The following is a 26258-nucleotide window of genomic DNA, read 5'->3' as shown; positions in this document are numbered from 1 at the left end:
GCCGGACCGAGCGCTGCCTTTCGGCTCGTGGCCCAAGCTTGACAGGCGAGGCGGGCGGGAGAAAGTTGTGTACCGGGCAGGAACGCAATGCCGGGTTGCCCATGGCCGCGCGAGGCGCGCAACAGTCGAAGGAGTATCATCTTGGCTGTCACCATCACCTCCCTTGTTCTCTTTCTTCTCGGTCTGGCGCTTGGCGCTGGCGGCATCTGGTTGGCCTCGCTGGGCGGCAGCTGGTACTACATCATATCGGGTCTCGCGTTCCTGATCACCGCCTGGCTGTTCTACCGGCGCCGCTCCACCGCGCTGTGGCTCTACGCGGCGATCGTGCTCGGCACTCTGGCCTGGGCGGTCTGGGAAACCGGCTTCGACTGGTGGGAACTCGGCCCGCGCGGCGGCATCATCGTGCTGGTGGCGCTATGGCTGCTGACGCCGTGGGCGCGGCGGGGCCTTGCCGGTCCTGACGGGCGGGCGCCGCTGATCCTGGCCGTGCTGGCCTCGCTGGCGGTGGCCGGCTATTCGATGACCACGGACCCGAAGGACATCGCCGGCGCGCTCGACACCGACAAGGTGACCCCAAACGCCAATCTGGGCAACGATGTGCCGGCCGGCGAATGGCATTTCTACGGGCGCACGCAATTCGGCCAGCGCTATTCGCCGCTTGACCAGATCACGCCCGACAATGTCGCCAATCTGCAGCCGGCCTGGACCTATCGCACCGGCGACGTGAAGGGGCCGGACGATGTCGGCGAGACCACCTATCAGGTGACGCCGCTCAAGGTCGGCGACACGCTCTACATCTGCACGCCGCACAATTTCGCCATCGCGGTCGACGCCGCGACCGGCAAGGAAAAATGGCGCTACGACCCCAAGATCAAGCTCGACAAGGACCGCCAGCACCAGACCTGCCGCGGCGTGTCCTACTATGCCGATGCCGCTGGCGCCGCCGGCCAGCCCTGCGCGACCCGCGTCTACCTGCCGACCTCGGATGCCCGGCTGATCGCGCTCGATGCCGCCAACGGCCAGGTCTGTCCAGCCTTCGCCGAGGCCGGCACGCTCAATCTCTTGACCAACATGCCATACCCGAAATCGGGCTACTACTATTCGACCTCGGCGCCGCTGATTGCCGGCGGCAAGATCATCGTCGGCGGCGCGGTCAACGACAATTATTCGACGCAGGAGCCGTCGGGCGTTATCCGCGCCTATGATGCGGGCACAGGCAAGCTGCTGTGGAACTGGGATTCAGGCAATCCGGACGAGACGACGCCGCTGCCGGCCGGCCAGACCTACACCGCCAACTCGCCCAACATGTGGTCGACGCCGAGCGCCGACGAGAAGCTTGGCCTGCTTTACGTGCCGCTCGGCAACCAGACGCCGGACCAGCTCGGCGCCGGACGCAGCGCCAATGTCGAGAAGTTCTCCTCCTCGATCACCGCGCTCGATCTCAATACCGGGCAGTTGAAATGGGTGCGGCAGACCGTGCACCACGACCTCTGGGACATGGACGTGCCGGCGCAGCCGAGCCTGATCGACATCACCAAGGCCGACGGCACGATCGTGCCCGCGCTGGTCGGGCCGACCAAGCAGGGCGACCTCTATGTGCTCGACCGGCGCACCGGCGAGCCGGTGATCGCGGTCAAGGAAGTGCCGGCGCCCGGCGGCGCCATCGAGGGCGACCATGCGTCGCCGACGCAGCCTTCGTCCGATCTCTCCTTCAACCCGAAGCCGCTGACCGAAGCCGACATGTGGGGCATCACCATGTTCGACCAGCTGGCTTGCCGAATCGAATTTCAGGGCCTGCGTTACGAAGGCCGCTATACGCCGCCTTCCGTACAGGGCTCGCTGATCTATCCCGGCAATTTCGGCACCTTCAACTGGGGCGGCGTCGCGGTCGATCCGGTTCGGCAGGTAATGTTCGGCATGCCGACCTATCTGGCGTTCAAGTCGCGACTCATCCCGCGCGACCAGGTGCCGCCACCGGATGGAGGGCGCGGCAGCGAACAGGGCTTGAACCGCAACGAGGGCGCACCCTATGCGGTGGTGATGGGACCGTTCCTGTCGCCGCTCGGCATTCCCTGCCAGGCGCCGCCCTGGGGATATGTCGCCGGCGTCGATCTGAGAACCGGCACAATCGCCTACAAGCACCGCAACGGCACCGTCTATGACATGACGCCGCTGCCGTTGCCGCTGAAGGTCGGGGTGCCCGGCATTGGCGGGCCGATGATCACAGCCGGTGGTGTCGCTTTCCTGGGGGCCGCGGTCGACGATTATCTGCGCGCCTACGACCTGACGTCGGGCAAGCAGCTCTGGCGGGCGCGGCTGCCGGCCGGCGGGCAATCGACGCCGATGACCTATACGGTCGCCGACGGACGCCAGTTCGTGGTCATCGTTGCCGGCGGCCACGGCTCGGTCGGCACCAAGCCGGGGGATTATGTGATGGCTTACGCGCTGCCCAAGTAGACGGGGTTGCCTGGAGGCAAGCTCGGCGAATTGACGGTCAGCCGAGCCCGAGATGGCTCTTCAGGCTGGGCACCGAGCCCAGCACCTGGTTGGTCAGATCGGGGCCGGCAGCGGTTTCGGCCTGCTGGACCAGTGTGGCGCCAGCCTTCTGGATCTGCGCCAGATCGAGGCCGGATGCCTTGAGGGCGGCGAGGCCGTTGACCAGCGCGCCCGCTTTCTCGCCGAGAACGCCGCCAAGCGCGCCTTGCAGCGAGGACAGGAAGCCGCCACCGCCGCCGGCGGGGGCGGCGGCCATGACGTCATATTTCTGCGCCAGTGCATCGGCGCCCGGAATCTTGGCGAAGAAGGATGAGGCGCTGGTGCCTTCCGCCTCGTGCTCGAGCACCGAGAAGATGGTGCCGACGACCTTTTCCGTCGTTGCCTGGTCAAGGCCGGCCTTCTGCGAAACGGTGTTCACGATATCCTGTACGTCCATGACTTCACCTCAACCTTGGGTTTTCGTGTCTGCCGGGTGGCGCTGGCGGCCGCGGACCTTGACCATGGACTTCCGGCTCGCCGCTACAACGGCCGCGCGCATCGTCAGGATCGCGGCTGCGGCAACGATAAAGGCGGTTGCCAGGATCGGCGAGGGCATGGTCATCGGCGGCTTCCTTTCAGCTCGGGCCTTTCAGGACCGTGGCCGCGCCATGGGGCGGCCGTATGGTCAGTTTCCCCTACTATTGTGGCAGCGCCATCAAGATTTGTCGCCGATGACCAAATTGTGATGATGCCAGATTGGGATGATGTTGCCTCGGCTCGCCGGGAGAGATGGGGTGTCTCACCGGGCCGTGACTGGACGATGCAAGGCTCGCCCCTATCTTGCGAACGGCAGACATCGCATCGAGATAGCGAGATCGAGGAGTGCGCCGATGACCAAATCCACCGCCACCGACCAACCCGCCATCACCCAGGCGATGATCGACGCCTATGACGAATACACGCATCTGACGCTCGACCGCCGGCACTTCATGGAACAACTGACCAGGCTTGCCGGATCGGGTGCCGCGGCGGTCGCGATCGTGCCGATGCTGGCGGCGAACTCCGCCCAGGCGGCAATCGTTGCCGACAACGATCCACGGGTGAAAGGCGAGGAGATCAGCTATCCCGGCAACGGGGGCGATATGAAGGGCTATCTGGTCAAACCGGCAAACCAGGCCGGCAAACTCGGCACCGTCATCGTCATCCATGAAAACAGGGGGCTCAACCCGCATATACGCGACGTGGCCCGGCGCGTGGCGCTGGAGGGGTTCGTGGCGCTGGCGCCGGACTTCCTGTCGCCGCTTGGCGGCACCCCCGCCGATGAGGACAAGGCGCGTGACATGTTCGCGAAGCTCGACCCGGCGCAGACGGTCGCCAATGGCGTGGCGACCGTCGCTTTCCTGAAGGACGACAAGGACGGCAATGGCAAGGTCGGCGCCATCGGCTTCTGCTGGGGCGGCGGCACGGCCAACATGCTGGCCGTCAATGCGCCGGATCTCGCGGCGAGCGTGGCCTATTACGGTATGCAGCCGAAGGCCGCCGATGTTTCGAAGATCAAGGCCGCACTGATGCTGCACTATGCCGGCCTCGACGATCGCACCAATGCCGGCATCGACGCCTTCCAGAAGGAGCTCGATGCCGCGCATGTCGAATACACGGTCTATGTCTATGAAGGCGCCAACCATGCCTTCAACAACGATACCTCGGCTGCGCGTTACGACAAGAAGGCAGCCGATCTCGCCTGGGGCAGGACGATCGCCTTCCTGAAACAGAAGCTGGCGTAGGACGTCAGGCCGCTGGCGCCCAGACCGCCGCGAAGGCCGGCGACAGGGTGAAGCCGGCTGGACGTGTCGAAACCGGAGGCGGGCGGCGCACGCCCTCCTGCAGGTACCGCAACGCCGACGTCAGCCCGTTCATCGTATAGGGCTTGGCGATGACACCGATCGCACCGGCGAAATGCTCGGGAATGCGCTTCGGATTGGCGGTCATGAACACCACCATCGAGCTCTTCTTCTGGCCGATATATTCGGCCACCTCGACACCAGTCGGACCATCGGTGAGATGGATGTCGACAAAGGCGATGTCGGCATCCGTGGACTCGACCATGCTTTTTGCTTCCGCCGAAGACGTCGCCCAGCCGACGACGCTATGGCCGGCTTCCTCGACAAGGCTTTCCAGCTCCATCGCCAACAGCGCTTCATCCTCGACGATCAGGACCTTGAGTGGTTCAGTCATGAGAGAGTCCCTTTTGCTGCGGTTCGTTTGGCATCGAGATCACGACCTTGGTGCCGGGGCCGGCGTCACGCCATTCGATATCGGCGTGCAACTGGCGGGCGAGCGATTTGATCAGCCGCATGCCAAAAGAGGCATCGCCATTGGCTTCGGCCATGCCGACGCCATCGTCTGATACCTCGATGTTGAAGTGGCCGTCGGGCTGGCTCATCTTGACGCCGATGCGCCCCGCGGTGGTCCCGTCGGGTCCCTCCTTGAAAGCATGCTTCAAGGCATTGGTGACGAGTTCATTGACCATCAGCGCGACAGGCGTCGCCTTCTCTGCCGAAATCACAATGGGTTCGAGCTCAAGGTTCGACTTGATTCCGGATCGCCCCGACGCCGTCAGAAGATCCGTCACCAGGTCCTTGGCGAAATCCGAGACGTCGAACCGGCTGACATCCTTCGACTGGTAGAGCCGGCGATGCACGGTGCTGAGCGCCTCGATGCGCTCCAGCATGGTGGTCAACGAATGCCTGGTCGCTTCATCCTTTATGGTCCGGCGCTGCATGATGATGAGCGATGAGATCATCTGCAGATTGTTTTTCACCCGGTGATCGACCTCGTGCAGCAGGGTGGTCTGTGCCTCCAGTGCTGCTTCCAGTTCGGCGGTGCGTTCCTTCACCGCCTTCTCGAAGCGATCCTTGTCGGCCGTGATGCGATGCTCCGAGCGCTTGCGGTCCGAGACGTCGAGTTGCGAGGCGAAAAAGAACTGCACTTCGCCCTTGTCGTTGGAGACAGGGCTGATGTAGAGCGCGTTCCAAAAGGTCGAACCATCCTTGCGATAGTTCAGGATGTCGACGCTGACATCGGCGTTGTCTTCGATCGCCGTGCGGATTTGCCCGACGGCGGCCTTGTCGGTTTTCGGCCCCTGCAGGAAGCGGCAGTTCTTGCCCAGCACCTCCTGGCGCTCATAGCCGGTCAGCCGCAGGAAGGCGTCATTGGCAAAGACGATCGGGTTATCAGGCCGCCGAGGATCAGTGATGATCATCGACATGCGGGTGGCGCGGATGGCCGCCGCGAACGGGTCGCCCTTGCCATGCTCGACATGAAGGTCATCCGTCATGTGCCAAGCGTCGGCAGGCTCCCTGGTCCGTTTCCAGTCCATGGTGTCACTCCAAGCCGTTTTCGTAGGGGACAACGGCTCAAGGGCGAAATTGGTTCAATATTGAGCGTCTTGTCGCAGTCCGGCGAGATCGGGAACCGACTCGGCAGTTCTACAAGCAATTGAAGATAAAGGCTTTCCTGGCAGCTAGCTGCTGGATGCAGGCTTGTGGAAGGCGACACCGGCAACCACCAGCGCGATGCCGAGGCAATCGATCAGGCTCGGAATCTGGCGCAGCACGATGACGCCGATCAGCGTTGCCGTGACCGGCAGCAGCGACAGCATCAGCGCGAAACTCGAGCGCGGCAACCGCGACATCGCAAGCTGGTCGCAGATGTAGGGAATGACCGAGGAGCAGATGCCGACGCCGATGGCGGCGACCAGCAGCGGTGGTGAGAAAAAAGCGGGCAGCGCATCCGCGAAGCCGATCGGCAGCACGAAGACGAAGGCGACCGCCATGGCGGCACCGAGGCCCGCAATGCCGTCGCCGGCACCGGAACGGGCGACGCGATGGCCGAGCACGATGTAGCCGACAAACAGCGCGCCGTTGAGGAAGGCCCAGAACAGGCCGACGGGATCATCGGGCCATCTGACGTCGATGAGCAGCAAGGTGCCGGTGACGGCGACGGCGAGAGCAGCCAGGTTGCGGGCGCTCCTGAGGCCGACGAGCGCGACGCCGATGGTGCCGACAAATTCGATCGCCGCCACCAGCGAGATCGGCAGGCGGTCGAGTGCCAGGTAGAACGAGCAATTCATCACCGCCAGGTAGACGCCGAAAGCCATCAGCAGCAGGCGCGTTGCGGGATCGGCGCGAGCGAAGCTTCGCCACGGGCGCGTCAGCGGCGCGAAGATCAGCGCCGCGGTGGAGATGCGCAGCCATGCCATGCCGAGCACGTCGACATGCGGGAACAGCAGCACCGCGAAGGCCGGGCCGAGATAGTGGAAGATTGCGCTGACGCCGAACCAGACATGCGGCGGCAACCTTGCCGCCAGGGTGTCGAGCACGGGGCCGTTGAGGGCAGGGCCGGCAGCGGGCGCTTGCGTCTGATCGTTCATCGGATCAGTATCGCAGGCAGTTTTTCTATTTTATATGATGAATGGCCGATTTATCTGGCAATTTCATTCCTGAAAGAAAGGACTTTTCGTTGAAACGCCTTGGAACTGAAAATCCCGATCTCGACGCGGCGGATATGAAAATCCTGCGCCTGCTGGAAAAGGATGCGCGCACCAGCACGGCGGAGCTTGCGCGCTCGGTCGGCCTGTCGGCACCGAGTGTCGCCGAGCGCATCAAGCGGCTGCAGGAGAGTGGCGTCATCGAAGCCTATTGCGTCCGGATCAATCCCGCCGCGCTTGGCCTGACGCTGTCGGCGTGGCTGCGCATCCGGCCGGTGCCGGGACAATTGTCGGTCGTCGCCGATATCATTCGCGAGTTGCCGGAGATCGCGCAATGCGACCGGGTGACTGGCGAGGATTGCTTCATCGCGCTCGCTCATGTCGGGTCGGTGGCCGAGCTCGAACGGGTGATCGACCGCATCATCCCCTATGCGATGACGAATACGGCCATCATCCAGTCATCGCCGGTGGTGGCCCGCTCGCCGCTGGCGGCAATCAGGCGATCGCCATGAAACGGCACGACTTAATGGAACGGCACGACTTAATTGGTCGCCCCGATTTTTTCTCAGGCCGACTCGCGGACGCTATGCGTGGCCGCGCTTCAAGCGGGCGCGCTTCAAAATGCTGCGCCAGCGGATCATGTCGAACGGGATCGGCTCATTGTTGTTGGCGATATGGAAGATCTCGTTGTCGACGTTCTTGAGCGAACGCCAGAAATCATAGTCCGATATGCGCGGATCAGCGGCCAGCCTGTCCACCTCGACCTTGATGTCGGTTTTCATGCACGTCCCTCGAACCGGCTTCGCCCCGCCGCTCGTAAACAACTCTATGCGGATGGTTTTCGACCGCTCCGCTGAGTCGTTCAACGGCTCAATTGGCTTCTTCCCGTTAAAACCTCGGTAAGGTTAACGCCGGTCCAAACCCGCTTCAAGCACCGCTGCCGGTGGATATCGGGGGGCTCTGTGATTTTGAGTTCAGGGTGTGGCTTTGAAGCCAGACCCAATGCCTCGGCGTGCCGAATCCGGATGGATATCGGCTTCGCCCTATTTGCGTTTGATGCCGATGGCGCGGCCGGCGCGCTCCGGCATGGGCAGCACCGAATGGGCGGCGCGCATGGCCTCGATCCTGGCCAGCACATCGGCGGGGAAGGGCGCGACCTTTGGCCCAGCCATGTCGACATGCAGCGACAGCGTCTCGGACGTGGCGGCGAGCCAGCCGTCGACATGGCGGATTTCCTGGTAGGACCTGAGCCGCTTCGCGTCATGGTCGATGAGCTGGAAGGAGACCGTGACCTTGTGGTCGAGATGCAATTCCTGGACGTAGCAGACATGGATTTCGGCGGTGTAGATGGTGAGGCGCCGTTGCTTCACATAGTCCAGTCCCACGCCCATCGCCTCGAAGGCCTCATCCGAGCAGCGGTCGAACAGGACGTTATAATAGGCCATGTTGAGATGGCCGTTGTAATCGATCCAGTCCTTCTCGATGTCCATGGGCCTGGAGATGAAGGGGGCGGGGATGGACATTGAAACTTCCTTGTTCTGGTGCTGGATAGAGCGTGGCTGCGGGGTCTTTTTTGTTCTGACGCAATTCCCTAGGGAAAGCGCCATGCGGTTTCCCAGGAAAAGCGCTTCACACTTTTCCTGGAATTGCTTTAGGCATCCATAGCTGCAAAACAAGCGTGGGCGCTGGTCCATTCGCGGAGGAATTCATGGCTCTGAGCGACCTCAATCCGGTCGAACGCAACGAGGAAGGCATCGCGGCGGTGCTCGGCATCCTCAAGCAACAGTTGGGCGAGCGCTTCCAGACCGGCCAGGCCATCCGTTCGCAGCACGCGCACACCACCACCTATATCCCGACGCAGGCGCCCGATGGCGTCGCTTTCCCGGAGACGACGGCCGAGGTGCAAGAGATCGTGCGCGCCTGCGCGGCGCACCGCGTGCCGGTCATCGCCTTCGGTGTCGGCTCGTCGCTGGAAGGCCATACCAACGCGCCGGGCGGCGGCATCTCGGTCGACACGTCGCGCATGAACCGCATTCTTTCGGTCAACCCGCAGGATCTCGACTGCACGGTCGAGCCTGGCGTGACACGTGAGGATCTGAACCGGCATCTGCGCGACACCGGCCTGTTCTTTCCGATCGATCCGGGCGCCAATGCCTCGCTTGGCGGCATGGCGGCGACGCGGGCTTCCGGCACCAATGCGGTGCGCTACGGCACGATGCGCGAGAACGTGCTGTCGCTGACGGCCGTCATGGCCGATGGCGAGACGGTGACGACCGGCAAGCGGGCCAAAAAGAGCTCGGCCGGCTACGATTTGACCAGGCTTCTGGTCGGTTCGGAAGGCACGCTCGGCATCATCACCGCGCTGACGTTGAAGCTTCAGGGCATTCCACAGGCAATCTCCGGCGGCGTATGTCCGTTCCCGAGTGTCGAAGCGGCCTGCAACGCCGTCATCGCGACGATCCAGATGGGCATTCCGGTGGCGCGCATCGAACTGGTCAACGCGCTGCAGATGCGGGCGATGAAGAATTATTCCAAGCTCGATTATCCCGAGAGCCCGTGCCTGTTCGTGGAGTTCCACGGCAGCGATGCCGGCGTTGCCGAACAGGCCGAGACTTTCGGCATGATCGCCGAGGAAAATGGTGGCGGCCCGTTCCTGTGGACCAGCGTCGCCGAGGAGCGCACCAAACTTTGGAAGGCCAGGCACGACGCCTATTGGTCGTCGCTGACGCTGCGGCCGGGCGCCAAGGGCCTGTCGACCGATGTCTGCGTGCCGATCTCGCGCTTTGCCGAGTGTGTCACCGAAACCGAGGCCGATATCGCCGAGATGGGCCTGATCGCGCCGATCGTCGGCCATGCAGGCGACGGCAATTTCCACGTGCTGGTGCTGATGGATGTGAACGACCCGAACGAGATAGCGCTGTCGGAAAAGTTCGTCGCGCGGCTCAATTTGCGGGCGATCGCCATGGATGGCACCTGCACCGGCGAGCACGGCATTGGCCAGGGCAAGATCGGCTTCCTGCGCCGCGAACTCGGCCACGGCGTCGACATCATGCGCACCATCAAGCAGGCGCTCGACCCGCAAAACATCATGAATCCCGGCAAGATCCTGCCCGATGTGGGGTAGGGCTTCACGAAAAGGCTCGTCTTGACCGCGCCACCATTCGGGTCGAGGCTCCCGAGGCGGCGAGCCTGAAAGAACAGGCACGCCAGCCGAGGAGGACTGTGATGGCCATTTCACGCAAGGAAGAAGCGCGTGCGCTGAGCGCCGATGAAAAGGAACTGGTGGAAAAGTCGCACCATCCGGCGGTGCAGGACCTTTCCGACGCCGACCTTTCCGGTCTGGTCAAGCTGCTGCGGGACCGGCGCGACAAGGCGCAGGCCGAGGCGCACCGCCGCCGGCGCGAGATCCGTGGCAAGGGCGCGCCGAAAGGGGCTGCCGCTTCAAAGGCCGATGGTGGCTCGCAGGTGAAGTTGGCCGTGCTGGCCATGGCCATGCGGCGGCTGAATGGCGAGGCCGAACGGCGGCGCCAACTGGCGGCCCGCGTTTCCCTGGTCGGGAACGCACGCAAGGCGTTGGCCTTGAAGCAAGGTGCGCCATCGGACGGTCCGTCTCACAATTCACGGACGGCTCACAAGGGCATGCGCTCCGTGGCCAATAAGCGGGCGTCGAATCTGGTCCGGCCGGCGGAACTCGGCCGGCAGCGCAAGGCAGGCAAGGTGGCGCAAGCCAAGCGCGACGCACGCTGAGGTCCCGCGGACAATGGCTGTCGGCCCGCCGCTTTACCGTCCGGCGGGAAGCTGCTCCTGCGCGCCCTCGACAAGGGTCTGCAGCATGGGACGGGTCGGCGCGAAGAATGTCGTGCCGGTCTGCGGTGTCGAGACGTCGAGCAGCCGATCGTAAGCCCCCGGCGGGTCGCCGACATACATGCGCTGCAGCATTTTCTCGGTGACCCAGAGGTACCTGCTGTAGCCGATGAAGTAGGTGCCGAACTCATTCTGCCCGGGCCGGCCGAACGGCATGTTGTCGCGCAATATGTCGTACTCGTTGCCGTCGGCATCCTCGATCGTGGCCAGCGACTTGTGCGATTTGCGCGGCGCGTCGTCATCATCGATCTCGATGTTGTCGATCTTGGTGCGGCCGATGATCGCCTCCTGCTCGGGCGTCGGAATGCGCGCCCAGGCCTGCATATCGTGCAGATATTTCTGGACGACGACATAGCTGCCGCCGGCAAAGTCGCCATCTTCGTCGCCCACGAGCGCCGAGGCGGGCAGGTCGAGGCCGGTCGGGTTGGCGGTGCCGTCGACGAAGCCGAGCAGGTCGCGAGCGTCGAAGTAGCGAAAGCCGGTCACCTCGTCGACGACGGTCACATCGGGACCAAGCCTGTCGAGCAGGATACGCTCGAACTCGAAGCACATGTCGGGCCGCTCGGCCCGGATGTGGAAGAGGAGGTCTCCCGGTGTCGAGGGCGCCGAATGGACCGCTCCCTTGATCGGCGCGAACGGTTTCAGTTCCAGCGGCCGCCGGCCGGGGCTGAGCCGGTCCCAGAGATCGCGGCCGATGCCGGCAATGCACGACAGATGGCCGCCCAGGTCGCGGAACCCGACAGTCTTGACCAGGTCGTCAAGCTCACCGAGCACGGAACAAACCTTGGCCAGGGCCGGCTGTTCCGCGGCGACCGTGACAACGAGGAAAATCGCCGATTGCGAAAGCGGAGCATCGACGCTCTGCGCATCGATCGGCACACGGTCCCAGTTCTTACTCGACATCCGAAAATCTCCGCTTTTCCCGGATTTGTTTCAGATCGTCCGGGATGACGCAATACTGGATGAATTGCCTCTTTATCGACACGCGGATGCGGGTAGAGTGCGGCAGAATTTCAATCAACCTGTTCGGAGCTGATGCTCGCACGCCTGTTCGTGATCTTCGGTGGCTTGTTCGTGCTGGTGCTGTGCGCGGCGCTGGTGGGACCGTATTTTGTCGACTGGACCGGCTACCGCGCCCAGTTCGAGCGCGAGGCAAGCGCGATCCTCGGCCGCAAGGTGACCGTGCAGGGCGACGCCACGGCCAGGCTTTTGCCGTTCCCCTCGGTGACCTTCTCCAACGTCGCCGTCGCCGGTGGCCCCAACGGCCAGCCGGCCATGACCGTCGAGACGTTTTCGATGGATGCGGAACTGGCGCCCTTCCTGCGCGGCGAGGTGCTGATCTTCGACATGCGGCTGGTGCACCCGAAGGCGACCATCGATATCGCCAATGACGGCACGGTCGACTGGGCGATACGGCCGTCCTCGCCCTTCGATCTCAACCAGATCTCGATCGAGAAGCTGACGGTGACGGAGGGGCAGATCGAACTGCGCCATGCCGCGGGCGGACGCAGCCATGTCTTGTCCGAAATCAACTCGACCATCTCGGCCAAGTCGCTGGCCGGCCCATGGCGCATGGATGGCACGTTGCGGCTGGACGGGTTGCGCACCACAGTCGCGGCGTCGACCGGCAAGGCCGAAGGCAATGGCCAGATGCGGCTTCGCCTGAAGGCCGATCCCGATGCCTATCCGCTGGTCATCGAGACCGACGGCAATGCCGGCATCGTCAACGGCGCCGCCGTCTATTCCGGCCAGTTCAAAATTTCTGGCGCCGACAAGAACAGCGCCCAACTGCGCGGCAACGATGGCGAGACCGTGAAGGTCAGCGCCGGCAAGTCCGATCCGGGCTTCCGGCTGAACGGCAAGTTCTCGCTCGACCACCAGAAGCTCGGCGTCGATGAATTCCGCTTCGAGACCGGACCGCTGGACAATCCCTATACAGCCGACGGCAAGGCCTCGGTTGATCTCGGCCAGAAGCCGAGTTTCGCCATCGAGGCCAATGGCGCGCAGGTGCAGTTCGACGAGGCGGTCGGTGCCGAGGCCGGCGCCGGCCTGACGCTCGACCAGCGCATTGCCGGGCTGGAGCAGGCGCTGCTCGGGCTGCCGAAGCCGACCATACCCGGCACCGTCGAGGTGAAGCTGCCGGCGGTGGTGGCCGGCGATACGACGGTGCGCGATGTCCATCTTTCCGCTGAGCCGGTCGAAGGGGGCTGGTCGGTGAAATCGCTGGCCGCGACCTTGCCCGGCCGCACCACGCTGGAAGCCAATGGGATGCTGAGGGTCGAGGACCATTTCGGCTTCACCGGCTCGCTGCTGTTGGCGGTGGCGCAGCCGTCCGGTTTTGCCGCCTGGCTGTCGAAGGATGTCGACGAGGCGATCCGCCGTCTGCCCGCCGCCGGCTTCAAGGCCAAGGTCGATCTCTCCGAGAAGCGCCAGGCCTTCAGCGACCTCGAACTGATCCTGGGCAAGGCGAAGTTTTCCGGACGCATCGATTCCAGCCAGCCTGACGAAGCCAGGCCATCGGTGCTGATGCGGCTTGAAGGCGGCGAGCTTGACGTGGATGGGCTGGCGGCCTTCGCCTCGATCTTCGTCAGCGACAAGGGGGCCAACCGCTTTGCCGACCGCGATCTCGATTTCCAGATCAAGGCAGGGCCGGTCAGTGCCGGAGGGTTGACCGCCGACACGGTCGACACCGCGCTCAGGCTGCGCGACGGTTTGCTTGAAGTCGACCGGCTGTCGGTCGGCGGGCTGGCGGGCGCCTCGATCAGCGCCACGGGCCGGATCAAGGATTTCCCGGCAAGCCCGACCGGCAAGCTCGACGCTTCCGTCGTTGCTGTCGACCTCAAGCCGCTGATCGACGTTGCCGCGCAGCATTATCCCAATAATGCGGTGCTGAAGGGGCTGGCGAGCCGTGCGTCGGCCTATCCGGATCTGTTCCAGGATGCGCGTGTCGACCTTGTGGCGAGCGCCGCCGACAATGGCGACGGCACGACGGGATTGGCTGTAAGCGGGCAGGGTAACGCCGGAGGCTCGGCCTTTTCGGCTTCGCTGTCGGGGAAGGGGACGCTGGACAGACTGCTTGAGGCACCGGTGACGCTGACCCTTAACGCCAAGAACCCGGACGCCACGGCACTGCTGGCGCTTTACGGCCTGCCGGCGCTGCCGCTTGGCATGCTGGGCGAGGCACACACGGACATCCAGGCCAAAGGCACGTTTGGCGGCGGCCTGGCGACGACTTTCAGCCTTGTCGGCAATGACTTCAAGGCCGGCTTCGAAGGGACGATCGCCGATACGCCGCAAGGGCCTACCGCCAAAGGCAGGATCGACCTCGATGCCGCAGACATCGAACCCTGGCTGATGACGACAGGCATTGGCCTGCCGGGCATGGGAGCGGGCATGTCGACGTCGCTCTCGGCCCAAGGCGACTACGGCAACGGGCTGCTGGTGCTGGACAGTGTCAGCGGCGCCATCAACGAAGCGGCGGTCTCAGGCGACGTCAATATCGACACCAAGGACGGCATTCCGCATCTGGCCGGCGCGCTGGCGCTCGATGAGCTCGATCTCGATCCGATGGCCGTGGCGCTGTTCGGCGATTCCGCTTTCCTTGTTGACAAGAAAAACGGGGCCGACAAGAGCGCGAGTGACAAGGGGGGCGCTTGGCCGTCCTCGCCCTTCAGCCAGAAATCCAGCCTGCCGTTCACCGCCGACCTCGACCTGACGACATCAGCCCTTGCCGCCGGACCGTTCGCCACCGCCTATGACGCCGCCTTTTCGCTCAAGCTCGACAAGGAAGGCATCCGTGTTTCGGACCTCAAGGCGAAGCTTCTTGGTGGTGCGTTGACCGGCCTGTTCGAGCTGAAGAACAATGAAGGCACCGGGCTCTTCACCGGCCAGATGAAACTGGCGGGTGCCGATCTGGCGAACGTGTTGCCGGATGCCGGCATTGGCGGCATCGGCGATTTCTCGACGACGCTGTCGACCAGCGGCAAGTCGGTCGATGCGATGATCGCCGCTCTGTCCGGCTCCGGTACGGCGACGCTGAGGGGCTTGCAGGTCGCCGGCGTCAACCCCGATGCGTTCAGCGCCTTCCTGGCCAAGGCGGACGCGATCGGGCGCGACATCGACGTGGCCAAGACCGCCGGCTTCGCGCCCGGGATCGCGGCCGATGGCAGTTTCGCCGCCAAGGATGCCGACATCGCCTTCACGATTGCCGGCGGTACGCTGCGGGCGCCGCCGATCAGCCTTGAAAACCCGGCGGCGACCCTGTCCGCCGACATCACGGCGGATCTCAACACCAGCACGGTCTCCGCCAAGGGCGCGATCACCTATCGGCCAGGAGACGAGGCGCTGGTCGGTTCGGAGCCGGTCGTCAATTTCACCGCCGAAGGGCCTTTCGGCGCCATCACGCGGCAGTTCGACAGCGAGCCGCTGGCGCAGTTCCTGACCCAGCGCGCGCTGGAGAAAGAGCAGCAGCGCGTCGAGGCGATGCAGGCGGCGCTGCTCGAAAAGCAGAGGCTGCGGCGCGAGGTGCGCTATTACGCGGCACTGCAGGACGCACGCGACAAGGCGGCGGAAGAATTGCGCCAGCAGGAGGAAGCGGCGCGGCTGAAAGCCGAGGCGGACGCCAAGGCGAAAGCGGAGGCTGAAGCCCAGGCCCAGGCTGAAGCGGAGGCTAAGGCGAAGGCCGACGAAGAGGCGAAAGCCCAGGCCGACGAAGCCGCCAAGGCAAAGGCCGATGCCGATGCGAAAGCCGCGGCCGAGCAGCAGGCCGCCGACGAAGCCGCCAAGGCGCAGGCCGAACAGGAACGGCAGAAGGCGGAAGAAGCGCTGCGCATCGCTTCGCAGGAAAAGGCCAGGCTCGAGGCCGAACGCAAGGCCGCGGAACAGGCACCCAGGGTCGAGCGTGCGCCGCTGCCCGAGGCCAACGACAATCCACCGCCGGCCAAGCCGAAGTCCAATCCGTTCACGATCGACAATCTGCTGAAGTCGTTGCAGTAGGGCAGTAGGGCGGCCTTCCCAGGTGCTCTCCTGAAGGACAATTCTCTCAAAGGATGGACAGTTCGGCGCCGTCGGCGACGTAGCGGGCGTGGCGGAAATCGCGGATGGCGGCAAGCCTGCCATCCTGCCAGGCCAGCAGGATGAAATAGGCGGGGCGGGCCGCTGGGTCGTTAGGGTCGCGGACGAGGATTGCCGGCCTGTTTTCAACGAAGCCGGGCACGAGACGCCAATCCTGGACTCGGGAATAATTGTGGAAGTAGGTGGCCACTTCCTTGCGGCCGTTGAGCCGTGTCCTGGCCACCAGTTCCAGCCGCACTTCTTGCGCCAGCATGTCGCGCACCGCATCGAAATCGCGGGCATTGAAGCGATCGATGTAGGCATCGAGCAGCAGTCGTTCAGCGGCGCCCAGACTGGGAAGAGGGCGGTCGTCCGGTTCGTCGGCAATCCGGCGCAGCCGGTCGCGGCCGCGATGCAGCGCCGCCTTGACCGCGGGGATGCTGGTGTCGAGCGTCGCGCTGATCTCCTGCAGGGAATAGCCCAGGACGTCCATCATGATGACGCTGCTTCGCTGCGCGACGGGAAGCCGCATGAAGGTATGCAGCCCGGCGGCCGCGGCCTGACGATCGATGGTGGGGTTTACCGGGTCGACGATCATGTCCGGGTCCTCATCGGCGGAGGTCTTTTCGCGGGAGCGCCGGCGCAGGAAGTCGAGCGCCGTATTGTGCGCGATGCGAAACAGCCAGCCCTCCGGATTGGCGATCGGGCCGGCGCTGAGCAACGCCTCGAATGCCTTGGCCAGCGCCTCCTGCAGCACGTCCTCGCCGTCGATGACCGAACCCGTCATGCGGGCACAATAGCGGTGCAGCTTGGGGCGCAATTCCCCAGACAGGCGTTCAAAGAGCCGATGCTGCTCGCCGGGAATGGGAATGTTCATAAGCCTCCCGTTCGATGACGTCGTCTGCCCCGGTCACTCATCCAGCATCCGATAGCTGCCCACCACGGTCATCTCGTCGCGTTGCGGACGTTCGCTGCAGCGATCCCTGATGCCGTTTTGAAAGGCCTCGAATGCGGCCAGTCTGGTGATGATTTCGGCATGGGCATCGGTTTCCGTCTCGACCAGATGGACGAATGTCCCGTCGGGGGACCGCAAGGTCATGTAGCGAACGCCGTCCGGTGATTTGTCGCGTAGCTCCTTGAACACGGCCTTGATCAGCCGCTCGTTCTCGTCAGCCCGTTCGGGTTTCGTCTTGTAGCGTATCAGATGGCGTTTCATCGCGGGTCTTCCTCTCGATTGCCTTGCGCCCTTTGAAGCCTTCATCCCCTAGACGTTGCGGCGAGGTCGAAGGATTCGGGCGCCGCGAAAAATGACAATGCCATCCGGCGCAAGACGCCTGGGCGTCACTCGCGGCCCTGGTCGAGCAGGCGCCGCAGCATGGGCTCGATGCGAGAAAGCTCGTCGAGATGCGCCGCCGACAGTTCGGCCAGGCAATCGTCGGCGCGCTCGGTCAATCGCAGCAGCACACGGCGATGGTCATCCTTGTCCTGATCCCGCGCGACCAAGCCCGCCTCGCTGAGGCGATTGACCAGTTCGACCGCGCTGTGGTGGCGGATGCGCAGGCGTTCCGCCAGGTCGCCGACCGTCACCGGTCCGCCGCCCGGAAATCCCTTGATCGCCAGCAGAGCCTGGTGCTGGCGCGGCGTCAGGCCCGCGTCTTCCGCCTGCAGCTGGCTGAATTCGAGGAAGCGGCGGATCAGGTAGCGGAACTCGGACAGCCGCTGGTAGTCGGCCTGTTTGATGGCGGGGCGAGATTTTCCGGGCTGCGTCATTCCAGACATTTGTTCCATTCCGGCAAAAGGCTCAAACGGTTTTGATGCAAACCGGCTTGAATTTATATCGTGTTACGATACATAGCGAACCGACAAAGCCGGCTGGCGTCTTCGCCCGTGCCGCATATCCGAGATCCGGCCGCCACCAGAAAGCCAGCCATGAAGCCCCATCATTCCGAAAACGGTCACTTGCGCGATTTCACCACCGACGCGCGAGTCTTGACCATTGCCACCATTGCCGTGGTGGTCGCCACGGCGGGGCTGTTCGCCGGCATCGTGCTTTTGAAACTGATCCGGCTCGCCACCAACATCGCCTATTTCGGCCAGTTCACGCTCGACGACCTGAAGTTGCAGGACACGCCGCTCGGTTACGCCGCGGTGGTGGTGCCGGTGATAGGCGCACTGATCATCGGCCTGATGGCGCGCTATGGCAGCGAGAAGATCCGTGGCCACGGCATTCCCGAGGCCATCGAGGCGATCCTGCTCGGGCGCTCGAAGCTCGATGCCAAGGTTGCGATCCTGAAGCCGCTGTCGTCGGCGATTTCGATCGGCTCCGGCGGCCCCTTCGGCGCCGAGGGCCCGATCATCATGACCGGCGGCGCGATCGGCTCGCTGATCGCACAGATGCTGCCGGTCACCGACAATGAGCGCAAGACGCTGCTGGTGGCGGGGGCGGCGGCGGGCATGACCACGGTGTTCGGCACGCCGATCGCCGCGATCATGCTGGCGGTGGAACTGCTTCTGTTCGAATGGACTCCGCGCAGCTTCATTCCGGTGGCGGTGGCGGCCATCGTGGCCGAGGTCGAGCGCACCGTGTTGCATTTGCCCGGGCCGATCTTTCCGTTCCAGGGCGGCATGGCGGTGTCGTTCACCGGGCTCGGCGGCTGGGTTCTGGTCGGCATCTGCGCCGGCCTGTTGTCGGGACTGCTCACCCAGATGGTCTATGCCTGCGAGGACGCCTTCCAGAAATTGCCGATCCACTGGATGTGGTGGCCGATGATCGGCGGCCTGGTGGTCGGCATCGGCGGCTTGATCGAACCACGGGCACTCGGCGTCGGCTACGACAACATCGCCGACATGCTGGATGGCCGCACGATCGCCGCCGCGGCACTTCTCCTGCTTGTGGTCAAGGCGATCATCTGGTCGGTGGCGCTCGGCTCGGGAACATCCGGCGGCGTGCTGGCGCCACTGCTGATCATGGGTGGCGCAATGGGCGCGGTGCTTGCCGGGATTCTGCCCGCGGCGGATCCGGGCTTCTGGGCTCTGCTGGCCATGGCCGCCACGATGGGCGGCACGATGCGCGCGCCGCTGACAGCTACTTTCTTCGCCGTCGAGTTGACCGGCAACACGCATGTGCTGGTGCCGCTGATCGCGGCCTGTGCGGCGGCGCATGCCGTGACGGTGCTCCTGATGAAGCGTTCGATCCTGACCGAGAAGATCGCCAGGCGAGGGCACCACCTGGTGCGCGAATATCGTGTCGATCCGTTCGCGCTGACCAGGGTGCGCGAGGTTATGACGTCGCAGGTCGAGAGCGTGCCGGCGACGATGACGCTGTATGGCGCGGCGGCCTTCCTGACCGCGCCGGAAACACGCCATCCGAGTTTTCCCGTAGTCGATGAGAACGGGCAGGTGCTCGGCCTCATCGATCCGCCGGCGATCCTGCGCTGGCGCCGTGCCGGCACGCACAGGACGGCGACGCTCGGCGAGCTGCTCGCCGGAAGCAAGGTGACGCTGGCTTTTCCCGACGAATATCTGGAAGGTCTGTCCGACAAGCTGTTGATGGCCAATGTGTCGCATCTGCCGGTCGTCTCGCGCGAGGACGCAAAGCTGGTTGGCTATGTCGGCTGGAAGGATCTGATGCGCGTGCGGTCCAGAAAACAGGCCGAGGAGCGTGATCGTTCGACCTTGCTTGGCTTCGGCACCAGGCGCGGGAAAAAGACGGACCCAGTCGCGCGCGCCTAGATCGGTTCCCCGTTTCATGGAAACGGTGAACCGATCCAACTCTTTGTTTTGACGCTATTCCTGTGGGAAAACCGCTTCACGCTTTTCCTGGAATTGGTCTAGTTCAGGTGTCCGTTCCGCGCTTGGCCCATTGCAGCACGTGCAGCCTCAGCGCCGAGGACAGGTTGGTATCGCGGGGCCGGGTCTCGTCGACTTCAGCCACGAGTGCGGCGAGCGTCAGCTTTCTCTGCGCCGCGATCGCGACGAGATCGTCGTAGAAGGGTTTTTCAAGGGAATAGCTGGTGCGATGGCCGCGGATGGTCACCGAGCGCTTTTCGACGACGCTCACGGCCGAACGCTCATTGCTCGTCCTTGCCGGACGGCTCGAGGCGATGGCCTTCGACAAATCTTTCTGCCTTGTCGGTGACCAGCCGATCGCGTTGCTTGTCCGCCTTGGAACGGCCGTGCAGGGCCCGGTTCTGTTCGGCGATGCGCAGCTTCTCGTCCCGCGCCCTCTGCTTGCGAGCCTGGCGGAGATTGACGATGTCGGCCATGGCGGGAGCCCGGGAGCCTATTTCTTGCGGAAGGCGTCGAGCGAAACCACTTCGGCGCCCTTGGTGCCGGCTTCAGCCGCGGCGGGCTTCTTCTCCGCTTCGGCGGCGGCTTTCTTCTCGGCCTTCGGCTTCTTCTCGGAGACGATGGTCAGCGGCTCGGGGGCGGGGGCGGCCGGCTCCTCATCGGGCTGGGTGTCGGTCTTGACGTCGAACTCGAGCTCGAAATTGACCGAGGGATCATAGAAGCCGCGCACGGCCGAGAACGGAATTTCCAGTTTCTCGGGCACGTCGGAGAAGGACAGGCCAACCTCGAAGCCGGTGTCGGTCACCTTCAGGTCCCAATACTGGAACTGGATGACGATGGTCATCTGCTCTGGATAGCGCTCGCGCAGCCGCGACGACACGCGCACGCCGGGCGCGCCGGTCAGGAAGGTGATGAAGAAGTGGTGGTTGCCGGGGAGGCCGGTGCGTGCGACCTCGGCCAGGACCTTGCGCATGACGCCGCGCAACGCCTCCTGGGCCAGAATGTCGTAGCGGATGTGGTCGTCGGCCATGTGGTGGTCGGGTTCCGTTGAATCGTCCGCATAGCTGTAATCAAGCTTGAGCGCGGCGTAAACCGCATATAGATCACCGCCGCGTCGAAGCGAGGACTATTGCAAACGATTTGATCGGCAAGCCGGCTTCATGGCAACCGCAAATGTTATGCGTTAGCCAGCGTAGCGTGCTTTTTCACGCTGGCCGCCGTGGGGCGCTTGCCGAAAGCGCGCAGGAAGGTGCGCACGCCGTTTGTCGCCGATTGCACCACCTCATCCTCGCGCGGCGTGCCGCCGAGCATGAAGGTGGTCTGCAGTTCGGCATTGACCAGGCCGAGGAACTGGCGCGCCGCGACGTCGGGATCATCGATTGCGAGGTAGCCGCCATAGGCGAGGCGGGCGAAGCGGGCGGCGATTGCCGGCCATGTCCTGCCCGGGCCTTGCTCGCGCCATTCGGCAAACAATTCGGGATAGCGCTCACCTTCGGTCTGGATCAGCTTGCGCAGGAATTTTCCGTCGCGGTTGCAGATGCAGTTCTGGTTCAGGCGCACGGCAAAGCCGATCAGGTCGGCTTCGAGATCCCCCGGCTGGTCGGGAAAGGTGGCTATGGTGGCGAAGATGCCGACATTGCAGCGCTCGGTGAGGTCGCGCACCACGGCCATGAAGAGCTTTTCCTTGTCGCCATGGTGGTTGTAGACGGTCTGGCGCGAGACGCCCGCCTCGGCGGCGATCAGGTCGATATTGGCGCCGGCGAAGCCTTCGCGGCAGAACACGGTCGCCGCGGTGTCGACGATCGACAGGCGCTTGGCCTCGTGGCCGCGTGGCGGGAAAGTGTCAGGAGAAACGCCCGGTCTCATGAAAATCTATATAGAGGCGATTGACCATTTAGACAAGAGTGTCTAAATTTGTGGACAGGATACAAAGAGATTTCGCATTGGGGAAGCGAATAGAATTCGCTCTTGGCGAGTCGGAATCTCGCGGGGTGGACCGTCCTAGGGTTAGACGTCGCCTGGCGGCGGCAGCCAGATTCGAAAGAAGCCAATATCATGAGTCCCAAATTCCTCCGCATCGCGGTCGTGCTCGGCCTGTTGTCCGCCATCGGCCCGTTCGCGATCGACATGTATCTTCCCGCTCTGCCGTCGATCGGGGCGGATCTGCACGCCGGCACCGCCGCCGTGCAGATGAGCCTGCTGATCTTCTTTCTGTCGATGGGTTTCGGTCAGATCGTCGTCGGGCCGATCTCCGACATGGTCGGCCGCAAGCTGCCGCTCTATGGCGGCCTTGCGCTGTTCATGGTCGGCGGCATCGGTTCGGCAATGGCGCCGACCATCGAGTGGCTGATCGCCTTCCGGTTCCTGCAGGGCCTTGGCGCCAGCGCCGGCATGGCCGTGCCGCGCGCGATCGTGCGCGACCTGCACACAGGCAATGAGGCGGCCAAGCTGATGTCCTTGCTGATGCTGGTGTTTTCGGTGTCGCCGATCCTGGCGCCGCTGACCGGCAGCCAGATCATCGAGAATTTCGGCTGGCGTGCCGTTTTCTGGACGGTGACTGGTGCGGCGGCCCTTGCCACCATCCTGCTCGCGACCTCGCTCAAGGAGACGCGGCCGGCGGAAGAACGCGTCGGTTCTTCCTTTGGAACCGCACTTGCCGGCTACCGCTTCCTGATGGGGGACCGCAATTTCCTTGGCCTCGTGGCGATCGCCGGCTTCGGCATTGCGAGCTTCTTCGTCTATCTGTCGAGCTCGTCCTTCATCCTGATCGACCATTACGGGCTTTCGCCTTCGGTCTACAGCGTGTTCTTCTCGATCAATGCGGTCGCCTTCATCGGCATGTCGCAATTGACGGGAGTGCTGGCCGAGCGTTTTGGGCTGCGGCGCGTGGTGCGCGTCGCGGTGACCGGCTATGCCTCGACGATGGTGGTGCTGCTCGCGGTGATGGCGACGGGTATCGACCGGCTCGATGTGATGGCGGCACTGCTCTTCGTCGGATACGGCTTCCTCGGCCTGGTCATCCCGACCACTTCGGTGCTGGCCATGGAAGAGCATGGCGAGATCGCCGGCACGGCTTCGGCGTTGATGGGCACGCTGCACTTCGCCATCGGCGCGCTCGCCATGGGCGTCGCCGGTGTGTTCTTCGACGGCACGCCGCTGCCGATGGTCGCCGGCATCACGCTCTGCGCGGTGATTTCGTTCACGCTGGCCAAGGTCACGCTCGGCCGTTCGCGCGAGGCAGTCGAGGCGCCAGCGGAATAAGCAAACCCAAACGCATGAGAAGGCCGGGTTCGTCCCGGCCTTTCTCTTGCCCACGAGCTCTTATGCCCGCAGGCCGACCTCATCGAGGATGAAGCGGACGCGGTCCTCCGCCGGCACAAGCGGCAGGGGCACCAGTTCGTGCCCCAGTTCGGCATAGACGCCAGCCACCAAGTCATGGGTGCGCCTGGCTTCGTCGAGCGTCTGTTTGCGCTCTTTGTCCGGCGCAAAGATCTCCGGCCAGGGCGGCGCGATGAAGACACGGCGCGCATAGCGGAATTTCTCCGCCGCGCTGACGGCGTGATCCGGCACCGGCAGGCCGCAGAGCCTGAGGTAGCCGATCGTGTCCGGCACGCCGCGATCGAAGAAGACCGGACCGGATTCGGCATGCGCGGCATGCCAGGAGCGCAGCTCCCAGGAAAGCATCAGTTCGGCAAAGAGCGCGCGATCCTGCCAGGGAAGGGCAGGGCCGCCGATCGCCACCTGATCGCGGATGATGCCGCGTCCGGCTTCCGGCGCTGTCGGGAAGCCTGCTTGTTTCAGCGCCTCGATCAAGGTGGTCTTGCCGGAGCCCGGGCCGCCGGTCAGCACGAAGAATCGATCGGAATCGTTTTGCAATGTCCTATCCATGGAGAAAGGGGCGCACGCATGGCTGCCCGAAGGCATGCGAAGGAGCCGCCAGCGGAAGCTGCCATTTCGCGTGACGCGCGTCTATTGAGGGGAAGGAGAAGTGGAGGTTTCTGTTGCCAGGTACCTCCGAACCCCGCCTAGAAGTGCGAACCCCTAGGGCTTGATTTGAAGCGTTCGCACTGCATTAAGCAGCGAGACGAGCTTCCGCATAGTTGTCGTTGGCAACTATAAGTTTAGCCCGATAACGGTGGTACAATGCCGGGCAAAAGTACGATCTTTACACCTTCGTCGATCCTATTTCGCCCCCAGCAAAAACCGCTCTGTCGTCGACAGCGGCTTTTGGTGGAGGCGCCGGGTACCGCCCCCGGGTCCGAACGGCTTATTTCATCGCCCATTTATCGCCATAGTCGGTCAAGCCGACAAAACGAATATAGGGGGCGTTTGACTGAAATGAAAGGCCGCAATGGGGCTTTGTCCCTGTGTCAAATTGCGACGGCAAGGGTTGACTTGGGAGCGGTCTCAACCGAAGCTTTGCGGGCGGTGAGGAGTTATCGACCTAACGCACGGATTGCGAAGCGCGCCACAGCCCTCATCGATCGGATCCGTGGCGCCGACGAGGGGAATTTTAATGGCCGACTATCTTGCAGACGTGAAGAAGTACGACGCGGGCGCCAGCGCCGAAATTGTCGAAAAGATCGTCAAGCATCTGGGCATTGCGCTCAGGAACCGCAACTCCTCGCTGGTGTCCTGCACGGACCCGAAGGAGCTTGAACGCGTCAAGGAGAACTGGGTCGCCAAGAAGCTCGGCATCAGCGACGGCGCGAAAGCCGACGCCTCGATCGAGAAGACCTGCAAGGCCATGCAGTCCGACAATACCAAGAGCCGGGTGACTTTCTACTATCTGGTGGCCAAGGATCTGGGCAAGCTCGGCTCGCTCTGAGACATCTGACAATTCCACTTTGGTGGCCGATTGGCGCGGTCTTCCGCGCTTCCGGCTCGCCAGAGCGAGTTCTGAAGAGTCCGCTGCCATCCGCGTGGGGAAGACTTCAGACAGGCATGGCGTCGGCGCGCACATTCGCTATGATTGGCGAAATCTCGAATCGAGCCGGAACCGATGCGCCAATATCTCGACCTCTTGCAGCATGTGCTGGAAAACGGTGCCGATCGCGGCGACCGCACCGGCACCGGCACGCGCTCCGTCTTCGGCTACCAGATGCGTTTCGATCTGGCGCGCGGCTTTCCCGTCACCACGACCAAGAAGCTGCATCTGAAGTCGATCATCCATGAACTGCTGTGGTTCCTGGCCGGCGACACCAACATCAAGTACCTGACCGACCATGGCGTCACGATCTGGGACGAATGGGCCGACGAGAACGGCGACCTTGGCCCCGTCTATGGCAAGCAATGGCGTTCCTGGCCGGATGGTCATGGCGGCTCGATCGACCAGATCGCGAATCTTCTCAAGGAGATACGCCGCAATCCTCAATCGCGGCGACTGATTGTCTCTGCATGGAACCCGGCCGAGGTGGAAGCCATGGCACTGCCGCCGTGCCACTGCCTGTTCCAGTTCTATGTCTCCGAGGGCCGGCTTTCCTGCCAGCTCTACCAGCGCTCCGCCGACATCTTCCTCGGCGTGCCGTTCAACATCGCGTCCTACGCGCTGCTGACGCTGATGGTGGCGCAGGTGACCGGGCTGAAGCCGGGCGATTTCGTCCATACGCTGGGTGACGCGCATCTCTACTCGAACCATTTCGAACAGGCGCGCGAACAATTGCGGCGCACGCCCAGGGCGCTGCCGACCATGTGGATCAATCCGGAGGTGAAGGATCTGTTCGCCTTCCGCTTCGAGGATTTCCGGCTGGAAAATTATGTCGCCGATGCGTCGATCAAGGCGCCAATCGCCGTATGACGCTGGACAAAGCGACACTTCAAGCTATTGCCAATGCCAAACTGAACGATGCTGAGCTCCTGTTTCAGAACGAGCGCTTTTCGAACGCCTACTATCTTTTCGGCTATGCAGCAGAAATTGCCATCAAGTCACGAATTTCTAGGCTTTTTCTACCGGACACGATTCCCGATAAGAAATTTGTCCAAGATATTTATAGTCACGATCTCAACAGGCTCATAGGCTTAGCTGGGTTATCCGCGGAACTTGCCGAGAGCCGAACGGCGTCTCCGGTATTTGATGGCCACTGGTCGGCCGTCTCAGATTGGAATGAGGCTTCTCGTTACGATATGATAGATGTGTTTGAAGCGACGGCCATGCGAAATGCTATGGTTGATGAAGAGCAAGGAATATTCACATGGCTTCGGGAGCGCTGGTAAGGACGGACGTTGATGCCGGCATCAACCTAATTCGGGCTCTCGATGAGAAAAAATTTGGAGTCGCTGCTGCACTCTGGTTGTATAACAGCGATGTTGACAATTGGCGGATGATTATCGCCTATCGCGGCCCGCGCAAGGATCTAGAGAAAAAATACCTGGAAGCTGCGACCATTGCGGCAGACTGGCGAAAGGCTCGGCCAAACGAACCCATTTTAGATCTTAGCAAAGTGAAGATAACGTCGGCGGATGATCGTCTCATCGCCGGTTTAGGCATAGCCATGCGGGTTGATGGTCTTGGGGAGGTGCGCTTTTCCCACAACACTATCAATGGCATCTATGTCGAGGATGCCTTGATCCACCGGCTTGCTGCGTAAGC

The 26258-nt window shown here is 63.4% G+C and carries 28 protein-coding genes and 1 other RNA gene; 13 read left to right on the top strand and 16 right to left on the bottom strand.

Annotated elements, in window-relative coordinates; genetic code table 11:
- Positions 1-141 precede the first annotated feature (141 nt).
- A complete protein-coding gene (locus AC1VON_RS25340) occupies positions 142-2457 on the top strand; it encodes a glucose/quinate/shikimate family membrane-bound PQQ-dependent dehydrogenase (RefSeq protein WP_483125255.1) in 2316 nt (771 codons plus the stop codon).
- 37 nt (positions 2458-2494) lie between these two features.
- On the opposite strand, the gene AC1VON_RS25335 is transcribed toward AC1VON_RS25340, so the two are convergent.
- On the bottom strand, positions 2495-2932 hold the full coding sequence (locus AC1VON_RS25335) for a hypothetical protein (protein WP_172349838.1): 438 nt from the start codon (positions 2930-2932) through the stop codon (positions 2495-2497).
- A gap of 64 nt (positions 2933-2996) precedes the next feature.
- Between AC1VON_RS25335 and AC1VON_RS25330 the strand changes: the two genes are divergently transcribed.
- Both AC1VON_RS25330 and AC1VON_RS25325 read left to right on the top strand, forming a co-directional pair.
- Positions 2997-3221 (top strand): hypothetical protein, encoded by a 225-nt coding sequence (locus AC1VON_RS25330; protein ID WP_483125254.1) that lies wholly within the window; start codon positions 2997-2999, stop codon positions 3219-3221.
- A gap of 144 nt (positions 3222-3365) precedes the next feature.
- On the top strand, positions 3366-4259 hold the full coding sequence (locus AC1VON_RS25325) for a dienelactone hydrolase family protein (RefSeq protein ID WP_483125253.1): 894 nt from the start codon (positions 3366-3368) through the stop codon (positions 4257-4259).
- 4 nt (positions 4260-4263) lie between these two features.
- Here the strand turns inward: AC1VON_RS25325 and AC1VON_RS25320 are convergent, their stop codons facing one another.
- From AC1VON_RS25320 to AC1VON_RS25310, 3 genes are all read right to left on the bottom strand, one after another.
- Positions 4264-4710, bottom strand: a complete 447-nt coding sequence (locus tag AC1VON_RS25320; protein ID WP_483125252.1) for a response regulator — start codon at positions 4708-4710, stop codon at positions 4264-4266.
- A complete protein-coding gene (locus tag AC1VON_RS25315; RefSeq protein WP_483125251.1) occupies positions 4703-5854 on the bottom strand; it encodes a histidine kinase dimerization/phosphoacceptor domain -containing protein in 1152 nt (383 codons plus the stop codon). The genes AC1VON_RS25320 and AC1VON_RS25315 overlap by 8 nt, the downstream gene beginning before the upstream one ends.
- A 144-nt stretch (positions 5855-5998) precedes the next feature.
- Positions 5999-6907 (bottom strand): EamA family transporter, encoded by a 909-nt coding sequence (locus AC1VON_RS25310; RefSeq protein WP_483125250.1) that lies wholly within the window; start codon positions 6905-6907, stop codon positions 5999-6001.
- Between the two features lie 89 nt (positions 6908-6996).
- Here AC1VON_RS25310 and AC1VON_RS25305 point away from each other — a divergent pair, with 89 nt between their 5' ends.
- Positions 6997-7476: an Lrp/AsnC family transcriptional regulator gene (locus tag AC1VON_RS25305; RefSeq protein WP_483125249.1), complete on the top strand. Its 480-nt coding sequence runs from the start codon at positions 6997-6999 to the stop codon at positions 7474-7476.
- Between the two features lie 72 nt (positions 7477-7548).
- On the opposite strand, the gene AC1VON_RS25300 is transcribed toward AC1VON_RS25305, so the two are convergent.
- Positions 7549-7746, bottom strand: a complete 198-nt coding sequence (locus AC1VON_RS25300; RefSeq protein ID WP_015317249.1) for a hypothetical protein — start codon at positions 7744-7746, stop codon at positions 7549-7551.
- A gap of 261 nt (positions 7747-8007) precedes the next feature.
- The gene (locus AC1VON_RS25295; RefSeq protein WP_483125248.1) at positions 8008-8487 is read right to left on the bottom strand and encodes a thioesterase family protein; all 480 of its coding nucleotides are present in this window, start codon (positions 8485-8487) and stop codon (positions 8008-8010) included.
- Positions 8488-8672: 185 nt separating this feature from the next.
- Between AC1VON_RS25295 and AC1VON_RS25290 the strand changes: the two genes are divergently transcribed.
- Together AC1VON_RS25290 and AC1VON_RS25285 are read left to right on the top strand one after the other, a co-directional pair.
- Positions 8673-10088, top strand: coding sequence for an FAD-binding oxidoreductase (locus AC1VON_RS25290; RefSeq protein ID WP_483125247.1), 1416 nt, complete (start codon positions 8673-8675; stop codon positions 10086-10088).
- Positions 10089-10189: 101 nt separating this feature from the next.
- The gene (locus tag AC1VON_RS25285; RefSeq protein WP_483125246.1) at positions 10190-10711 is read left to right on the top strand and encodes a hypothetical protein; all 522 of its coding nucleotides are present in this window, start codon (positions 10190-10192) and stop codon (positions 10709-10711) included.
- A gap of 33 nt (positions 10712-10744) precedes the next feature.
- Here AC1VON_RS25285 and AC1VON_RS25280 read toward each other — a convergent pair whose 3' ends face one another.
- On the bottom strand, positions 10745-11731 hold the full coding sequence (locus tag AC1VON_RS25280) for a Dyp-type peroxidase (protein ID WP_483125245.1): 987 nt from the start codon (positions 11729-11731) through the stop codon (positions 10745-10747).
- Positions 11732-11863: 132 nt separating this feature from the next.
- Here AC1VON_RS25280 and AC1VON_RS25275 point away from each other — a divergent pair, with 132 nt between their 5' ends.
- Positions 11864-15823: an AsmA family protein gene (locus tag AC1VON_RS25275; protein WP_483125244.1), complete on the top strand. Its 3960-nt coding sequence runs from the start codon at positions 11864-11866 to the stop codon at positions 15821-15823.
- A 46-nt stretch (positions 15824-15869) separates the two neighbouring features.
- Here the strand turns inward: AC1VON_RS25275 and AC1VON_RS25270 are convergent, their stop codons facing one another.
- The 3 genes from AC1VON_RS25270 to AC1VON_RS25260 all read right to left on the bottom strand — a co-directional run bounded on the left by AC1VON_RS25270 (position 15870) and on the right by AC1VON_RS25260 (position 17659).
- A complete protein-coding gene (locus tag AC1VON_RS25270; protein ID WP_483125243.1) occupies positions 15870-16757 on the bottom strand; it encodes a sigma-70 family RNA polymerase sigma factor in 888 nt (295 codons plus the stop codon).
- A gap of 33 nt (positions 16758-16790) precedes the next feature.
- Complete coding sequence (locus AC1VON_RS25265; RefSeq protein ID WP_483125242.1) at positions 16791-17096, bottom strand: hypothetical protein; 306 nt, start codon at positions 17094-17096, stop codon at positions 16791-16793.
- Between the two features lie 125 nt (positions 17097-17221).
- On the bottom strand, positions 17222-17659 hold the full coding sequence (locus tag AC1VON_RS25260) for a MarR family winged helix-turn-helix transcriptional regulator (RefSeq protein WP_483125241.1): 438 nt from the start codon (positions 17657-17659) through the stop codon (positions 17222-17224).
- A gap of 150 nt (positions 17660-17809) precedes the next feature.
- On the opposite strand from AC1VON_RS25260, the gene AC1VON_RS25255 reads away from it, so the two are divergent.
- Positions 17810-19612, top strand: a complete 1803-nt coding sequence (locus tag AC1VON_RS25255) for a chloride channel protein (RefSeq protein WP_483125240.1) — start codon at positions 17810-17812, stop codon at positions 19610-19612.
- Between the two features lie 103 nt (positions 19613-19715).
- Here the strand turns inward: AC1VON_RS25255 and AC1VON_RS25250 are convergent, their stop codons facing one another.
- From AC1VON_RS25250 to AC1VON_RS25235, 4 genes are all read right to left on the bottom strand, one after another.
- Positions 19716-19940 carry a ribbon-helix-helix domain-containing protein gene (locus AC1VON_RS25250; RefSeq protein ID WP_172349853.1) on the bottom strand — a complete coding sequence of 75 codons (225 nt, stop codon included), beginning with the start codon at positions 19938-19940 and terminating at the stop codon, positions 19716-19718.
- Between the two features lie 10 nt (positions 19941-19950).
- Positions 19951-20145, bottom strand: a complete 195-nt coding sequence (locus tag AC1VON_RS25245) for a DUF4169 family protein (protein ID WP_172349854.1) — start codon at positions 20143-20145, stop codon at positions 19951-19953.
- A gap of 17 nt (positions 20146-20162) precedes the next feature.
- Positions 20163-20699, bottom strand: coding sequence for an SspB family protein (locus AC1VON_RS25240; RefSeq protein WP_172349855.1), 537 nt, complete (start codon positions 20697-20699; stop codon positions 20163-20165).
- 146 nt (positions 20700-20845) lie between these two features.
- On the bottom strand, positions 20846-21535 hold the full coding sequence (locus AC1VON_RS25235) for a TetR/AcrR family transcriptional regulator (RefSeq protein WP_483125239.1): 690 nt from the start codon (positions 21533-21535) through the stop codon (positions 20846-20848).
- A gap of 189 nt (positions 21536-21724) precedes the next feature.
- Between AC1VON_RS25235 and AC1VON_RS25230 the strand changes: the two genes are divergently transcribed.
- Positions 21725-22930, top strand: a complete 1206-nt coding sequence (locus AC1VON_RS25230) for a multidrug effflux MFS transporter (protein WP_172349857.1) — start codon at positions 21725-21727, stop codon at positions 22928-22930.
- Positions 22931-22990: 60 nt separating this feature from the next.
- Here AC1VON_RS25230 and AC1VON_RS25225 read toward each other — a convergent pair whose 3' ends face one another.
- Both AC1VON_RS25225 and ssrA read right to left on the bottom strand, forming a co-directional pair.
- Entirely contained in the window at positions 22991-23545 is a 555-nt protein-coding gene (locus tag AC1VON_RS25225) for an AAA family ATPase (RefSeq protein WP_483125238.1), read from the bottom strand.
- A 111-nt stretch (positions 23546-23656) separates the two neighbouring features.
- Positions 23657-24017, bottom strand: a transfer-messenger RNA (tmRNA) gene (gene ssrA, locus AC1VON_RS25220).
- Between the two features lie 168 nt (positions 24018-24185).
- Between ssrA and AC1VON_RS25215 the strand changes: the two genes are divergently transcribed.
- From AC1VON_RS25215 to AC1VON_RS25200, 4 genes are all read left to right on the top strand, one after another.
- Positions 24186-24497, top strand: coding sequence for a DUF2853 family protein (locus tag AC1VON_RS25215; RefSeq protein WP_483125237.1), 312 nt, complete (start codon positions 24186-24188; stop codon positions 24495-24497).
- 174 nt (positions 24498-24671) lie between these two features.
- A complete protein-coding gene (locus AC1VON_RS25210) occupies positions 24672-25466 on the top strand; it encodes a thymidylate synthase (RefSeq protein WP_483125236.1) in 795 nt (264 codons plus the stop codon).
- The gene (locus tag AC1VON_RS25205; protein ID WP_172349861.1) at positions 25463-25882 is read left to right on the top strand and encodes a HEPN domain-containing protein; all 420 of its coding nucleotides are present in this window, start codon (positions 25463-25465) and stop codon (positions 25880-25882) included. The genes AC1VON_RS25210 and AC1VON_RS25205 overlap by 4 nt, the downstream gene beginning before the upstream one ends.
- A complete protein-coding gene (locus AC1VON_RS25200; protein ID WP_172349862.1) occupies positions 25861-26256 on the top strand; it encodes a hypothetical protein in 396 nt (131 codons plus the stop codon). The genes AC1VON_RS25205 and AC1VON_RS25200 overlap by 22 nt, the downstream gene beginning before the upstream one ends.
- Positions 26257-26258 lie beyond the last annotated feature (2 nt).

This window comes from Mesorhizobium sp. HAY1-8B (genome assembly GCF_056868045.1).
Note: the sequence above shows the minus strand (reverse complement) of the source record. Positions and strands in the feature narration are given on the sequence as shown.

Coding starts and splice junctions, on each gene's coding strand:
- AC1VON_RS25335 (WP_172349838.1), bottom strand. CDS start 2,932: ATGGACGTACAGGATATCGTGAACACCGTTTCGCAGAAGGCCGGCCTT.
- AC1VON_RS25330 (WP_483125254.1), top strand. CDS start 2,997: ATGGACTTCCGGCTCGCCGCTACAACGGCCGCGCGCATCGTCAGGATC.
- AC1VON_RS25325 (WP_483125253.1), top strand. CDS start 3,366: ATGACCAAATCCACCGCCACCGACCAACCCGCCATCACCCAGGCGATG.
- AC1VON_RS25320 (WP_483125252.1), bottom strand. CDS start 4,710: ATGACTGAACCACTCAAGGTCCTGATCGTCGAGGATGAAGCGCTGTTG.
- AC1VON_RS25315 (WP_483125251.1), bottom strand. CDS start 5,854: ATGGACTGGAAACGGACCAGGGAGCCTGCCGACGCTTGGCACATGACG.
- AC1VON_RS25310 (WP_483125250.1), bottom strand. CDS start 6,907: ATGAACGATCAGACGCAAGCGCCCGCTGCCGGCCCTGCCCTCAACGGC.
- AC1VON_RS25300 (WP_015317249.1), bottom strand. CDS start 7,746: ATGAAAACCGACATCAAGGTCGAGGTGGACAGGCTGGCCGCTGATCCG.
- AC1VON_RS25295 (WP_483125248.1), bottom strand. CDS start 8,487: ATGTCCATCCCCGCCCCCTTCATCTCCAGGCCCATGGACATCGAGAAG.
- AC1VON_RS25290 (WP_483125247.1), top strand. CDS start 8,673: ATGGCTCTGAGCGACCTCAATCCGGTCGAACGCAACGAGGAAGGCATC.
- AC1VON_RS25285 (WP_483125246.1), top strand. CDS start 10,190: ATGGCCATTTCACGCAAGGAAGAAGCGCGTGCGCTGAGCGCCGATGAA.
- AC1VON_RS25280 (WP_483125245.1), bottom strand. CDS start 11,731: ATGTCGAGTAAGAACTGGGACCGTGTGCCGATCGATGCGCAGAGCGTC.
- AC1VON_RS25275 (WP_483125244.1), top strand. CDS start 11,864: ATGCTCGCACGCCTGTTCGTGATCTTCGGTGGCTTGTTCGTGCTGGTG.
- AC1VON_RS25270 (WP_483125243.1), bottom strand. CDS start 16,757: ATGAACATTCCCATTCCCGGCGAGCAGCATCGGCTCTTTGAACGCCTG.
- AC1VON_RS25265 (WP_483125242.1), bottom strand. CDS start 17,096: ATGAAACGCCATCTGATACGCTACAAGACGAAACCCGAACGGGCTGAC.
- AC1VON_RS25260 (WP_483125241.1), bottom strand. CDS start 17,659: ATGTCTGGAATGACGCAGCCCGGAAAATCTCGCCCCGCCATCAAACAG.
- AC1VON_RS25255 (WP_483125240.1), top strand. CDS start 17,810: ATGAAGCCCCATCATTCCGAAAACGGTCACTTGCGCGATTTCACCACC.
- AC1VON_RS25245 (WP_172349854.1), bottom strand. CDS start 20,145: ATGGCCGACATCGTCAATCTCCGCCAGGCTCGCAAGCAGAGGGCGCGG.
- AC1VON_RS25240 (WP_172349855.1), bottom strand. CDS start 20,699: ATGGCCGACGACCACATCCGCTACGACATTCTGGCCCAGGAGGCGTTG.
- AC1VON_RS25235 (WP_483125239.1), bottom strand. CDS start 21,535: ATGAGACCGGGCGTTTCTCCTGACACTTTCCCGCCACGCGGCCACGAG.
- AC1VON_RS25230 (WP_172349857.1), top strand. CDS start 21,725: ATGAGTCCCAAATTCCTCCGCATCGCGGTCGTGCTCGGCCTGTTGTCC.
- AC1VON_RS25215 (WP_483125237.1), top strand. CDS start 24,186: ATGGCCGACTATCTTGCAGACGTGAAGAAGTACGACGCGGGCGCCAGC.
- AC1VON_RS25210 (WP_483125236.1), top strand. CDS start 24,672: ATGCGCCAATATCTCGACCTCTTGCAGCATGTGCTGGAAAACGGTGCC.
- AC1VON_RS25205 (WP_172349861.1), top strand. CDS start 25,463: ATGACGCTGGACAAAGCGACACTTCAAGCTATTGCCAATGCCAAACTG.
- AC1VON_RS25200 (WP_172349862.1), top strand. CDS start 25,861: ATGGCTTCGGGAGCGCTGGTAAGGACGGACGTTGATGCCGGCATCAAC.